The organism is Nonomuraea sp. KM88 (genome assembly GCF_052245635.1).
Taxonomy (GTDB): domain Bacteria; phylum Actinomycetota; class Actinomycetes; order Streptosporangiales; family Streptosporangiaceae; genus Nonomuraea.
The window spans coordinates 24587-37872 of sequence record NZ_JBQQCC010000025.1; the positions used below are offsets into that span (position 1 = coordinate 24587).

Annotated in this window: 12 protein-coding genes; 9 read left to right on the forward strand and 3 right to left on the reverse strand. The window is 70.4% G+C overall.

Annotated elements, in window-relative coordinates:
• Nucleotide 1: 1 nt before the first annotated feature.
• The 8 genes from ACTWPV_RS44080 (at nucleotide 2) to ACTWPV_RS44115 (ending at nucleotide 7987) form a co-directional block, all read left to right on the forward strand.
• On the forward strand, nucleotides 2-535 hold the full coding sequence (locus tag ACTWPV_RS44080) for a PadR family transcriptional regulator (protein WP_347649483.1): 534 nt from the start codon (nucleotides 2-4) through the stop codon (nucleotides 533-535).
• Nucleotides 532-1272, forward strand: a complete 741-nt coding sequence (locus tag ACTWPV_RS44085; protein ID WP_347649482.1) for an ABC transporter ATP-binding protein — start codon at nucleotides 532-534, stop codon at nucleotides 1270-1272. The genes ACTWPV_RS44080 and ACTWPV_RS44085 overlap by 4 nt, the downstream gene beginning before the upstream one ends.
• A 5-nt stretch (nucleotides 1273-1277) precedes the next feature.
• Nucleotides 1278-3068 carry an FtsX-like permease family protein gene (locus ACTWPV_RS44090; RefSeq protein ID WP_443156347.1) on the forward strand — a complete coding sequence of 597 codons (1791 nt, stop codon included), beginning with the start codon at nucleotides 1278-1280 and terminating at the stop codon, nucleotides 3066-3068.
• 221 nt (nucleotides 3069-3289) lie between these two features.
• A complete protein-coding gene (locus ACTWPV_RS44095) occupies nucleotides 3290-3949 on the forward strand; it encodes an urease subunit gamma (protein ID WP_443156348.1) in 660 nt (219 codons plus the stop codon).
• Entirely contained in the window at nucleotides 3942-5768 is a 1827-nt protein-coding gene (locus tag ACTWPV_RS44100; RefSeq protein WP_443156349.1) for an urease subunit alpha, read from the forward strand. The genes ACTWPV_RS44095 and ACTWPV_RS44100 overlap by 8 nt, the downstream gene beginning before the upstream one ends.
• A gap of 22 nt (nucleotides 5769-5790) precedes the next feature.
• Complete coding sequence (locus tag ACTWPV_RS44105) at nucleotides 5791-6465, forward strand: urease accessory protein UreF (RefSeq protein WP_443156350.1); 675 nt, start codon at nucleotides 5791-5793, stop codon at nucleotides 6463-6465.
• Between the two features lie 26 nt (nucleotides 6466-6491).
• Nucleotides 6492-7193: an urease accessory protein UreG gene (ureG, locus tag ACTWPV_RS44110; protein ID WP_443156351.1), complete on the forward strand. Its 702-nt coding sequence runs from the start codon at nucleotides 6492-6494 to the stop codon at nucleotides 7191-7193.
• The gene (locus ACTWPV_RS44115; RefSeq protein WP_443156352.1) at nucleotides 7190-7987 is read left to right on the forward strand and encodes an urease accessory protein UreD; all 798 of its coding nucleotides are present in this window, start codon (nucleotides 7190-7192) and stop codon (nucleotides 7985-7987) included. The genes ureG and ACTWPV_RS44115 overlap by 4 nt, the downstream gene beginning before the upstream one ends.
• A gap of 93 nt (nucleotides 7988-8080) precedes the next feature.
• Here ACTWPV_RS44115 and rph read toward each other — a convergent pair whose 3' ends face one another.
• Nucleotides 8081-10678, reverse strand: a complete 2598-nt coding sequence (gene rph / locus ACTWPV_RS44120) for a rifamycin-inactivating phosphotransferase (protein ID WP_443156406.1) — start codon at nucleotides 10676-10678, stop codon at nucleotides 8081-8083.
• A gap of 209 nt (nucleotides 10679-10887) precedes the next feature.
• Nucleotides 10888-11202, reverse strand: a complete 315-nt coding sequence (locus tag ACTWPV_RS44125; protein WP_443156353.1) for a hypothetical protein — start codon at nucleotides 11200-11202, stop codon at nucleotides 10888-10890.
• Nucleotides 11203-11324: 122 nt separating this feature from the next.
• On the opposite strand from ACTWPV_RS44125, the gene lexA reads away from it, so the two are divergent.
• Entirely contained in the window at nucleotides 11325-11993 is a 669-nt protein-coding gene (gene lexA, locus ACTWPV_RS44130; RefSeq protein ID WP_443156354.1) for a transcriptional repressor LexA, read from the forward strand.
• Between the two features lie 75 nt (nucleotides 11994-12068).
• Here lexA and ACTWPV_RS44135 read toward each other — a convergent pair whose 3' ends face one another.
• Nucleotides 12069-13211 (reverse strand): agmatinase family protein, encoded by a 1143-nt coding sequence (locus tag ACTWPV_RS44135; RefSeq protein ID WP_443156355.1) that lies wholly within the window; start codon nucleotides 13209-13211, stop codon nucleotides 12069-12071.
• Between the last annotated feature and the right edge of the window lie 75 nt (nucleotides 13212-13286).

Sequence of the window (13286 nt, forward strand, 5' to 3'; positions counted from 1 at the left end):
CATGCAGGACGCGGTGCTGGCGATGCTCGCCAAGGAGCCGTCGCACGGATACCACCTGCACGCTCGGCTGCGGCGCAGCCTTGGCCCGCTGGGCGAGTCGATGAACCGCGGTCAGATCTACGTGACGCTGAACCGGCTGGAGCGAGCGGGGCTCGTGGCCTGCGAGCGGGCGGACGGCCTGCCCGAGCGGCCGGAGCGCAAGGTCTACGCGCTGACGCCGGCCGGGCAGCAGCGCGTGGCCGCCTGGCTGGCCGAGGTGGGCTGGCCGAAACCGGACCTGGCGGAGTTCCATCTCAAGCTCGCCGCCGCCGCGGCGGCCCGGCTGGCCGACCCGGTGGAGCTGGTGGCGGCGCAGCGCCGCGAGCTGCTGCGCCGGCTGCGCGAGGCGCAGCAGGCCGCGCTGGCCGAACCGGCAGGATCGGGCGCCGGCCTGCTGCTGGAAGGGGTCGTGCTGCGGCTGCAGGCCGACCTGCGCTGGCTGGACGCCTGCGAGAGGGCCTGGTCCAAGGCCGATGACGAAGTCGAGGGTGGATGAACGTGCCGAGTGCTGCGGTCCGGGCCTGCGGGCTGGTGAAGACGCATGGCCAGGGACAGAGCCGGGTCCGCGCGGTGGACGAGGTCGACCTGGAGGTGCCTCAGGGACAGACGCTGGCGGTGATGGGGCCCAGCGGCTGCGGGAAATCCACGCTGCTGCACCTCCTTGGCGGCCTGGAACGGCCGACCGGCGGGGAGGTGTGGGTGGCCGGGCGGCGCATCGACACGCTGAGCGAGCGGGCCCTGGCGCGCATGCGTCGCCGGTCGGTGGGATTCGTCTTCCAGGCCTTCCACCTGGTGGAGGAGTTGTCGGCGGCCGAGAACGTGGAGCTGCCCGCGCTGCTGGCCGGACGCTCGCGCCGCCAGGCCAGGCGCCGCGCCGGCCTGCTGCTGGAACGGGTCGGGCTCGCCGCGCGTTCCCGGCACCTACCCTCGCAGCTGTCGGGCGGGCAACGCCAGCGGGTCGCCGTCGCCCGCGCCCTGGTCAACGACCCGCTGGTCGTCCTGGCCGACGAGCCGACCGGCAACCTCGACACCGCGGCGACCCTCGATGTGCTGAGGATCTTCCAGGAACTGCGTTCCGCCGGGCAGACCCTCGTGATCGTCACGCATGACGAGCGGGTGACGGCCACGGCGGACCGGCTGGTCTCGATGCGCGACGGGATGTTCGTCGACGACACCCGGCTGACCGGCTCGCACCCGCGCGGGCTCGGCGGGCTGATCGGGCTGGAGGGCTGAACGTCATGGGTTCCCTCGTGCTCGTCCTGCGCCTGGTCCTGGCCGACCTGCGCAGGCACCGGGCCCAGGCCGCGATGCTGCTGCTCGCGGTGACCGTGGCCACCGCCACGATGGCCCTGGGCCTGTCCCTGCGGGGCGTGAGCGACGCGCTGTACGAGCAGACCCGCGCGGCCACCGCCGGGCCGGACGTGGTGGCGCTCTCCGGCGCCACGGGCCCCGCCGTGACCTCGGCCCTGGCCTCGCTGGCGAGCGCTCCCGACGTGATCGCCCACCACGGCCCCTACCGCATCGTCTACGCCGACCTCACCACGCGCGATGCCACGCCGTCCCGCGTGGTGGTGCACGGCTTCGCCGACAAGCCCGGCCCGGTCAACCGGCCGCTGGTGACCGCGGGTCACTGGGTACGCTCCGGCGGCACCGTCCTCGAGCGCGGCTTCGCCACCGCGCTGGGCGCCGGCGTCGGCGACCGCGTCACCATCGCCGGCCGGCCGTACCCCGTCGTCGGGATCGCCGTGACCGCGGCCACCTCCGTCTACCCCGGTGCGTCGCAGATCGGCCCGGGCGGCGGGGGGAGCGACTACAGCGGCCTGGCCTGGATGACCCGGGACGACGCCCGCACGCTGGCCTCGTCCCGTGATCTCCCGGTGACCACGGCCGTGGACCTCAAGTTGCGCGACCCCGCCGCCACCGAAGCCTTCCGCGACGCCCACCGCGACCCCGCCATGCCCGTCAACTTCCACTCCTGGCAGTTCACCGCCGCAGCGGACATGGGCCTGCTCAAGAACAGCCAGCCGATCCTGGTCGTCGGGAGCTGGCTGCTCAGCTTCCTGGCCATCACCGGAGTGGCGGCACTGGCCGCGGGACGCGCCGTCGAGCAGACGCGCCGCGCCGGGCTGCTCAAGGCCGTCGGCGCCGCACCGGGCCTGATCGCCGCCGTCCTGCTCACCGAGTACCTGGCGCTGGCGCTGGCCGGCGACGCCCTGGGGCTGGTGATCGCCCGCCTGGCCGCGCCCGTCATCGCCAGCCCCACCGCCAGCCGGATCGGCGAGGCGGCCGGACCGAGCGGCGCCACCGTGGCCACGGCGACCGTCCTCGCCGTGGCGGTGGCGGTCCTGTCCACGCTGCGTCCCACGCTGCGCGCCCTGCGCACGGCAACCGTCACGGCGCTGACCGCGCCCGCGCACCAGCCCCGCCACCGGCCGTGGCTCACCTCGCTGTCGGCGCTGCTGCCCACGCCGCTGCTGCTCGGGCTGCGGCTGACCGCCCGCCGTCCGGGTCGCGCCGTGCTGCAGGCGTCCTCCACCGCCACCACGGTGATCGGGATCGTCGCGCTGCTGACCCTCCACGCCCAGTCCGAGAGGGGCTACGGCCTGAACGGCTCCGCCGTCCTGCCCAACCTGCGGGGCGAGCACGACCGCCTGCTGATGCTCGCCGTCACCGTCCTGCTGATCGCCCTCGCCGTCGTGAACACCATCACGTTCACCTGGACCACCGCCATGGAAGCCCGGGCGACCATGGCCGTCGCCCGCACGCTCGGCGCCACCCCGGGGCAGGTCTCCGCAGGGCTGTCCGCCGCCCAGCTCCTGCCCGGCGTGCCCGGCGCCCTCATCGGCGTCCCGCTCGGCACCGGCCTGCTCTCGCTCTTCGCCGCCAGGAACGCGGTGGACCCTCCCTCGTCCTGGCTGCTCGGCGCCGTGATCGCGACGCTCCTCGCGACGGCGGCACTCACCGCCCTGCCCGCACGCCTGGCGGCGCGCCGGCCCGTGGCGCAGGCCCTCAGCACCGAAACAGCGTGATCCGGACCGCCGCCGGAACCGCATAGGGACGAGCGCGGTCCGCCCCGGGCTGATCCCGGCCATGGGTGAGGGACCCCTCACCGTCGCGCAACATCACACAAAGTATCCGATGCGTTACGTTCAGTAGGCGATAAGCCGATCTTACAGGCGGGCACCGCTCCCCGCCCCAAGCGAACCGACGGCTCCGGCGGACCCGGAGCGCAGCGAAAGCGAGGTGGCGGGTGCATCTGACCCCGCACGAACAGGAACGCCTGCTGATGCACGTGGCCGCGGACGTGGCACGCAAACGCAAAGAACGGGGGATCACGCTCAACTACCCAGAGGCGGTCGCCATCCTGACGGCCTACGTGCTCGAAGGCGCCCGGGCGGGCACAAGCGTGGAAAAGCTCATGGCGATGCCGCAACCGCCAGAACCACCCGTGCTCACCCCCGAAGACGTCATGGACGGGGTCGCGGAGATGATCCGCGACCTCCAGATCGAGGCCACCTTCCCCGACGGCAGCAAAATGGTCACCCTACGCGACCCCATCCCGGCGATCACCAGAAAAGCACCACTCCTTCACCCCGGCAAGATCGACCACCCGCGCGACGCCGGCCCTGTCGCCTTCAACACCGGCCGCGAGGTCACGACCGTGACGGTCACCAACACCGACGACCGTCCCGTCCAGGTCGGCTCCCACTACCACTTCTACGAGGCGAACGCCCTGCTCGACATCCAACCCGACCGCGACCTCGCCTACGGCAAGCGCCTGAACATCCCCGCCGGCAGCTCGGTGCGCTTCGAACCCAACTGCCCACTGGAGATCGAACTGGTGCCCATCGAAGGCACACGCATCATCGAAGGCCTCAACGGCAAGGTCGGAGGCGAACTCCATGCTTAAGCCCCCGGCACCAGAGCCCGCCCCGCCCGCGCCCCAGCCCTCACGCCACGAACGCCATCAGCCACTCACCCGCGAGCAGTACGCCGACCGGTTCGGCCCCACCACCGGAGACCGCATCCGCCTGGCCGACACCGACCTGCGGATCGAAATCACCGAGGACTGGTGCGGCGGCCCCGGCCACAGCGGAAACGAGATGATCTTCGGCGGCGGCAAGGTGATCCGGGAATCGATGGGCCAATCCTGCGCGCCACGCGACTCCACCCGCTTCGGCGCCCCCGAACCCCCCGACACGGTCATCACCGGCGCGGTCATCCTGGACCACTGGGGCGTGGTCAAAGCCGACATCGCCATCCGCGACGGCCGCATCACCGCACTCGGCAAGGCCTACAACGACGAAACCATGGACCGCCTGCACGACGGGCACACCACCGCCACCGACTTCGTGATCGGCCCGGAAACCGAGGTCATCTCCGGCAACGGCAAGATCCTCACCGCGGGGGGCGTGGACACCCACGTACACTTCATCTGCCCCGAACAGATCCACGAGGCACTGGCCTCCGGAGTCACCACCCTCATCGGCGGCGGCACCGGCCCCGCCGAGGGAAGCACCGCCACCACCGTCACACCGGGCTCCTGGCACATCGCCCGGCTGTTCGCGGCGCTGGACGCCTTCCCGGTCAACATCGGACTGCTCGGCAAAGGCAACACGATGTCCACGGAGTCGCTGCTCAACCAGGTGGAGGCGGGCATCCTGGGCTTCAAGATCCACGAAGACTGGGGCGCGACCCCGGCCGTCCTGCGCCGGTGCCTGCAAGTGTGCCGCACGACCGGCGTCCAACTCGCCCTGCACGCCGACTCCCTCAACGAAGCCGGCACCGTCGACAACACCATCGCCGCCATCGGCGACCACCCCATCCACGTCTTCCACGTCGAAGGCGCGGGCGGCGGCCACGCCCCAGACATGATCAAAATGGCGGGCCTGCCGAACGTCCTCCCCGCCTCCACCAACCCCACCCGGCCCTACACCGTCAACACGGTCAAAGAGCACATCGACATGGTGATGATCTGCCACCACCTCAACCCGATGGTGCGGGAAGATCAGCAATTCGCCGATTCGCGGGTCCGGCCCGCCACGATGGCCGCCGAGGACATCCTGCACGACCTCGGCGCCATCTCCATCATGTCGTCCGACGCCCAGGCCATGGGCCGCATCGGCGAAGTGATCATGCGGACGTGGCAGACAGCCCACGTGATGAAACACCGACGCGGCCCTCTCGAGAACGACCGAAACGGCGCCGACAACCACCGGGCCCGCCGCTACATCGCCAAATACACCATCAACCCGGCCATCGCACACGGCATCGACCACGAGGTCGGCTCAGTCGAGGTGGGCAGGCTGGCCGACCTCGTGTTGTGGGAGCCGAAGTTCTTCGGCGTCAAACCGCACCGAGTGATCAAAGGCGGCCAGATCGCCTACGCCCAGATCGGCGACGCCAACGCCTCCATCACCACGCCACAGCCGATCCTGCCCCGCCCGATGTGGGGGGCCACCGGCCACGCCCCCGCCGCCAACTCCGTCAACTTCGTCACCGCACGGGCCATCGAATCCGGCCTTCCCGGACGGGTCAACACCGACAAAACGTTCAGACCCATCCGCGACACCCGCAAGACCTTCAAAAAGGACATGCGCCACAACGGCGCCACACCCCGCATCGAAGTCGACCCCAACACCTACGAAGTCACGATCGACGAGGAGACCATCGACCACCACCAACCACCGGCCGACCTGCCCATGGCCCAGCGGTACTTCCTGTTCTGACCACCACGAACAAGGACACCCCATGAACCGCGCCGCACTGCTCCTCCTCGCCGACGGCCGCTTCCCCTCCGGCGGGCACGCCCACTCGGGCGGAGCCGAGGCGGCCGTCACCACCGGGCGCGTACACGACGCAGCAAGCCTGCGAGAATTCTGCCGCGGCCGACTGCACACCAACGGCCTCGTCGCAGCCGGACTGGCCGCCGCAGCCGCCACCGGCCACGACCCACTCCTCCTGGAAGAAGCCGCCGACGCCCGCACCCCCACCCCCGCCCAACGGCAGGTCACACGCACACTCGGCCGACAACTCCTGCGCGCCGCCCGCGCCACCTGGCCCTCCCCCGAACTCGACACCCTGGCCGCAGCCCGGCCACGCGGCACACACCAGCCCATCGTCCTCGGCCTGACCGCCCGCGCCGCAGGCCTGACCCCGCAAGACGCCGCCCACGCGGCCGCCTACGACAGCGTCAGCGCCCCCGCCACCGCCACCGTCCGCCTGCTCAGCCTGGACCCCTTCGACGCCACCGCCATCCTCGCCCACCTGACCACCGACCTCGACCACATCGCACAACACGCCACCGACGCCGCGCAACGCCTCCGCACCGAGGGCATCGCAGCCCTGCCCGCACGCTCCGCCCCACTACTCGACATCACCGCCGAACAACACGCCGCCCGCCCGACGCGACTGTTCGCCTCCTGACCCACCCGTTCCACCACAGGAGCACCATGCACCTGCACCACAACCACGAACCCCCCAAAAACCACCCGCACGGCCCCGGCCACTCCCCCTCCCCACACCCCGGCAGCCACCACCGCGCCCTGCGCATCGGACTGGGCGGACCAGTCGGCACCGGCAAGACCGCCACCGTCGCCGCCCTCTGCCGCGCCCTACGCGACGACCTGTCCATCGCCGTCATCACCAACGACATCTACACCCGCGAAGACGCCGAATACCTGCTACGTGAAGCCGTCCTGCCCACCGAACGCATCAGAGCCGTCGAAACCGGCGCCTGCCCCCACACCGCCATCCGCGACGACATCTCCGCCAACCTCGAAGCCGTCGAAGACCTCGAACACCGGCTCGGCCCCCTCGACCTCATCCTCATCGAATCAGGCGGCGACAACCTCACCGCGACCTTCTCCAAAGGCCTGGCCGACGCCCAGATCTTCGTCATCGACGTCGCCGGCGGCGACGACATCCCCCGCAAAGGCGGCCCCGGCATCACCACCTCCGACCTCCTCGTCATCAACAAAACCGACCTCGCCCCACACGTCGGCGCCGACCTGCACACCATGGCCCGCGACGCCAAGGCCCAGCGCGGCGACCTGCCCGTCGCCTTCACCGCCCTCAGAACCGAAGACGGCGTCAAACCCGTGTCCGACTGGCTCCGCCACCGCCTGACCGCCTGGACCACGGCCACCACATGACCCTCACCACCCAGACCGCACCCGGCGAACCCAAACCGCTCGGCGTACATGCCACCGCCCGCATCAAAGCCACCCGAACAGGAAAGACCACCACCCTTCCCCTCCTCCACGGCTCCGGCCCCTTCGACCTGCGCCGCACCCACCCCCACGGCGACCACGCGCGCGTCTGCATCATCGGCGCCATGAACGCCCCCCTCGGCGGCGACCGGCTCCGCATCGAAGCCACCGCCGAAGCGGGCGCCCACCTGCACATCACCACCGCCGCCGCCACCATCGCCCTGCGCGGCCCCACCCCCGGCCACGCCACCTACGACCTGCACCTGACCGCGGCCGACCAGGCAAGTCTGCACTGGCTGCCCCAGCCGCTGATCTCCGCCGCCGGCAGCAACCTCCGCCAAACCTGCACCGTGGAACTGGCCCCCACCGCACGCTTCGTCCTGCGCGAAGAACAGGTCCTCGGCCGCACGGGCGAGATGCCCGGCCGGCTGACCACCCGCCTCACCGTCAGCCGCGACGGCCACCCACTCCTGGACCAGGAGACCCGCTACGGACCGGACGCCCCCGGCTGGGACGGCCCCGCCGTCCTGGCCGGCCACCGCGCCGCCGGCCAGCTCCTCATCGTCGACCCGGCCCTCGACGACCGGCCACCCACCGTCAGGCTGCTGGACGATGACCCGGCGCACGGGCAGGCCGTGCTGACCCCGCTTGCCGGCCCTGCCGTCCTGGTCACCGCCCTCGCCACGGACACGCTGCACCTGAGCCGCCTCCTTGACGCGGCTCAGGCCCTCACCTGAACGTGGAGCTCTCTTGTGGTGGAGTACGGGCGAAGCCCGTGCCTTGTGGGGACAGGAGGTCAGTGAAACCAGCCGGGGCCTTTACATTGTAGATCAGTCGAGGATCTCGACGTAGCCGTCAGTCCCGTGAACGCGGATCCGCTGCCCGTCCCGGATCAGCCGGGTGGCCTGCTCCACGCCCACCACGGCCGGCAGGCCGTACTCCCGCGCGATCACCGCCCCGTGCGTCATGAGGCCGCCCACCTCCGTCACCAGTCCGGCGACGGTGACGAACAGCGGCGTCCAGCTGGGGTCGGTGAAGGCGGTGACCAGGATGTCGCCCTCCTCCAGGTCGGCCCGCGCCATGTCCATGACGACACGGGCACGGCCCTCGACGGACCCGGCCGAGACCGGAAGGCCGACCAGCGCGCCGGGCGGGGCGTCCTCGCTCCGGTACCGGCCCGTGATGACCTCGCCGTCCGACGTGAAGACCCGGGGCGGGGTGAGCGGCTCGTACGAGCGGAACGCCGCACGCCTTTCCAGCACGAGCTCGGCGTCCACCTTGTTGGTGCGCACGACTTCCTGCAGCTCCTCGAACCTGAGGAAGAAGATGTCGTCATTCTCGCGCAGAACGCCGGACGCGACGAGGCGATCGGCTTCCTGCAGCAACGCCTGCTTGTAGGCGAAATAGCGGCGGATCATGCCGTACTTGGGGTATTCCCGGTAGCCGGCGAAGGCGCGGACGCGGTCGATCATCCGCTTGGTCTCCTCCGCCTTCTGCTCCCCGTGGGGCAGGGCGCGCAACCTTGCCAGCAGTTCCTGCTCCTTCCGCTGCGCCTCCTGGCGTCCCTGTTCGAAGCGTCGTTCGCCGGCGCCCGGCTCGAAGTTCTTGATGTTGCCGAGAATGGTGCGCACGAGCATGGCGGGATTCTCGCTCCAGCGCGTTCTGGTGATGTCGATCTCGCCCGCGCAGCGCATGCCGTACTCGTCGAGGTAGGTGCGGATGGCGTCATGCGCCTCCTGCCCGCCGGCCAGCCCGGGCAACTCCCTCAGGAAGGCGTCGCCCTCACGGCCTTCGTCCACGACGCGGTGCAAGAACGCCACGACGTCCGCATGCGGCCGGATCGTGTCAGCGACGTCGAGGAGCGCCAGCCCCATCTCCGACGTGACGTTGTGGGGGACGGACTGCGTGAGCGTGTCGGCCGCGTTCTTCTCGCCCAGCCACGCCTCCAGGCGGTCGTTGAGCCACCAGGCCGCATCGAACCCCGCCATGATCACCTGGTGGCTCCGCGGGTCGAACAGGACCCGCTTCAGCTCCGCGATGTCGTCCAGGATGAAGTCGAGCAGCGCCGGCCCGGACAAACTCCGGATCTTGCCCTGCAGGGTGGCGACGGACTCCTCGTTGTTCCGGATCAGCTGGGCCACGATGGCCGGATCGGCCTCGATCGGTGCGGGTGAGTCACCGGCGGGCGCGGCGCCGGAATCGTCGTCAGGAAGCGAGGGCAGGAAGTCGCCGCGGTCGACGACGCTCTGCAACGCGTCCCTGATGAGCGGGTCGGACCTCCCCAGCCCTTCGATGAGGTTCGCGCGGCCCGAGGGCCTCGCCAGGAGGGGGGCCACGTCGACGAACAACCGTCCGCCCGCCTCGTGCATCGACCGTGGGGTGGTCAGACACCACAGGGAGAGTCCCAGCGGCTTCATCGCGTCGGTCATCATCTGCTGGTGACCGACGGAGACGTAGAGGTGGTTCTCCTGGTCATCGGTCGCGGGAAGGGGGAACAGGGTGGTGATCGGCCGGCTCTGGACGATGTGGAAGTCGTCGCCGGCCAGGCACCACTCGATGTCCTGGGGCCGGCCGAAGTGCTCCTCGACGCGCCGGCCCAACCGCACCAGGCGCACGACCTGCGCCTCCGTCAGGGCCGGCTGCGCCTGCCGCCCCGGATCGGTCGGCGCCTCCCGCGTGCCGCCCCCCGGCGACGCCTGGACGAAGCGCGTCTTGGTGGCGACCTCTGCGGTGACGACCTGATCGTCGCGCACCGTGTAGACGTCCCCGGCGACCAGACCGGACACCAGCGCCTCGCCGAGCCCCCAACCGGCCTCCACGGTGGCGACCCTCCGGTTGGAGGTCACGGGATCCGCCGTGAAGAGGATCCCGGCCGCGTCGGGGAACACCATCTGCTGGACGACCACCGCCATCCGTACCTTCCGGTGGTCGAAGCCGTTACGGCACCGGTAGGTCACCGCCCGCTCGGTGAACAGCGAGGCCCAGCAGCTTCGGACGTGCCGCACGACGGCCTCCACGCCCACGACGTTCAGGTAGGAGTCCTGCTGGCCGGCGAAGGACGCGGTGGGCAGGTCCTCGGCCGTCGCGCTGGAACGCACCGCGTAGGAGGTCCGCTCCCCGAACCGGGCGAGCGCCTCGCTGATCGCCGCCACGAGATCGTCAGGGACCGCGACGCCTTCGACGGCGCGCCGGACATCGGCGCTCAGGGTGCGGATCGCCTCGCGATCGTCCGGGTTCACCCGCGCCAGCAGGTCAAGCTGAGCGTCGATCGACGGGGCCCCGGCCACGACCCGCTCGAAGGCGTCCGTCGTGACGCAGAAGCCGTCCGGCACGCGGACGCCGTCGATTCGCGAGAGCTCGCCCAGGTGCGCCCCCTTCCCTCCGACCTCTGCGATGTTCGTCGCATCGATGTGCTCGAAGCCCATCACGTAACCCAATTTTCCGTGCTCCATCGTTCGTCGGGTGGTTCGCAGTGGGCAAGTATGGAGCACTTTCCGAGGTCTCATGAGGCGCCAGGATCTGCTATAAAGTGAAAGTGGCGGGAGGAGGCTCTCAACCCTCGCCAAGGCCTTGACGCTCAGGCTCGGCCCTCTCTTCCCTTTCAGGGCCCGATGTCCCGCGCAGGCAGCGGAACCGGTCAAGAAGAGTGACGCATCCAGAGCATCTCCAGCCCCAGGACGATGGCGCACAACACCGCCACGGACCCCGGAACGGCCACCGATGCCACGTGGTTCGGGCTGCTCTCGTCCGGCAGGAAAAGGTCCACCCATCCCAAGGCGAGGGCCAGGGCGGTGGAAATCCCGCCGACCCTGGAGGTCCATCCGAACATGCGCGCATGACACGGGCCCGGAGCCGCCGACTCCCTCGACCGCACGTCGATGCTGAAGAAAATCAACAAGACGGCGAGAAACGAGATCAGGGGGACCATCTCGGCCGACGGCATCGGGCGCATGGTGCGGACCATAACCCACCGTCGATTCCCGCCCTTCGCGGTCGCGGGGCGTGTCCGTCAAGGTCATGGCGCTTCGATCCGCACAACTAGGAGCAGCGGCTCGCACCGACCCGACCTTTACCATGTCGCAGGTGACCACCTACGGCGACACCGACGCGTTCGAACATCTCGACTTCTCCGTTCTGCCGCAGCGCCAGCAGCGCATCCTGGCCACGATCCGGGACTGGGTGGTCAGGTACGGTTATCCACCGAGCACACGCGAGATCGGCCGTGCGGTCGGGCTCCGGTCGTCCTCGTCGGTGGCGAAACACCTCAGAAGCCTGGAGGAGCAGGGTTTCCTCCGCCGGGGCACGTCGATGACCCGGCCGATCGACGTGCGTCTGTTCCTGCGGGCCGCGTCGCCGGAACCGGCCGGCGACGTGGTGACCGTGCCCGTGGTCGGGGACATCGCCGCGGGCATCCCCATCCCGGCGGACGAGCACGTGGACGGCACGCTGCTTCTCCCCCGCGACCTCACCGGACGCGGCGACGTGTTCGCCCTCCGGGTGCGGGGCGACTCGATGATCGACGCGGCGATCTGCGACGGCGACATCGTCGTCGTACGGCAGCAGCCCGAGGCTCACTCGGGCCAGATCGTCGCCGCGATGATCGACGGTGAGGCCACCGTCAAGGTGTTCCGCCGGCGCGACGGCCACGTCCGTCTCGAACCACGCAACCCCGCCTACGACATCATCGACGGCGACGATGCCGTCGTGCTGGGCATCGTCGTCTCTGTCGTACGCAGCGTCTGATCCACCGGCCGGCGGCGACGTGCGTGCATTCCCAGCCAGCCCAGGTGGCGTGGCCGGATGCCCGTGACCAAGCGATCAGGACGGGTACGGGCCCCACGCGGCCCGACCCGAGGTGGACGGCTTGCGGCCCAGCTTGCCGGCCCGCACCTGCACGGCGAGGCTGTCGAGGATGACGCGGCTGCTCATCAGGCAGGTCATCTCCGCCCAGTCGTAGGGCGGAGAGCACTCCACGATCTCGATCCCGGCCAGGCCGGGCTCGGAGACGAGCCGTACCAGGTTGAGCGCCTCGCGGGGCAGCAGGCCGCCGGGCTCCGGCCAGCCGGTGCCGGGCACGAACCCGGCATCGATCACGTCGATGTCGAAGGACAGGTAGACCGCCCTGGCATTCTTCCAGGCGATCTCCAGCGCCATCTCGGCGACCTTCTCCACGCCGGCGCGTTCGACGTCTCCCACCGTGATGATCGTGGTGCCCCGCTCCCGGCCCACCTTGACGCCGGCGCGCGGCGATTGCCAGCCGCCGATCCCGATCTGGACGAGGTTGGTGGCCGGGGCGTTCTTGATGTTGGTCGCGTGGAACCAGGGCGTGGTGTGCATGCGCTCGTCGAGGTCGGTCTCCTGGGTGTCCACGTGCCGGTCGAAGTGGATGATGCCGATGTTGCCGTCCACGTGTGGGGTCAGGCCGCGGACGGTGGGGAAGCCGATTGAGTGGTCGCCCCCCAAGACGACCGGGAAGACGCCCTGCGACATCACATGCGACATCGCCTGGCTGATCTGGTCGAAGGACTTCTCCAGGTTGCCGGGGATGGTGAACACGTCGCCGATGTCGACCATGTTGAGCTGCTCGCGCAGGTCCACGCCCAGCTCGTAACAGTACGTGCCGAACAGGCCGGTGCAGCGGCGGATGCCCTGGGGACCGAACCGGGTGCCCGGCCGGTAGGTCGCGCCGGCGTCCAGCGGCACGCCGAACACGGCCACCTCGGCGTCGCCCACGGCGTGGACGTCGTCGACGTACGGGCATTTCAGGAAGGTGCCGGTTTCGCCGGCGAAGTGCGGCAGCTCGCCTCTGGCGAAGGTCGAGATGGTCCGGTCCTCGATCGTGGGGGCGCCCTCCAACCCGTGCGCCAGGCGTTGTTCGATCTCCTCCTGGTGCCTGCGCGTGGGCAACTCGCCCTCGACCCGCTGGGCCCACGCGCCTTCCCGGTCAGTCTGCTCTGCCATGGAACCTCCTCTGCGAGTCAGGGGGAGTGGAGAAGCCGTACCCGGGCAGGAGCAGGTCACACGGGATCAAGATCA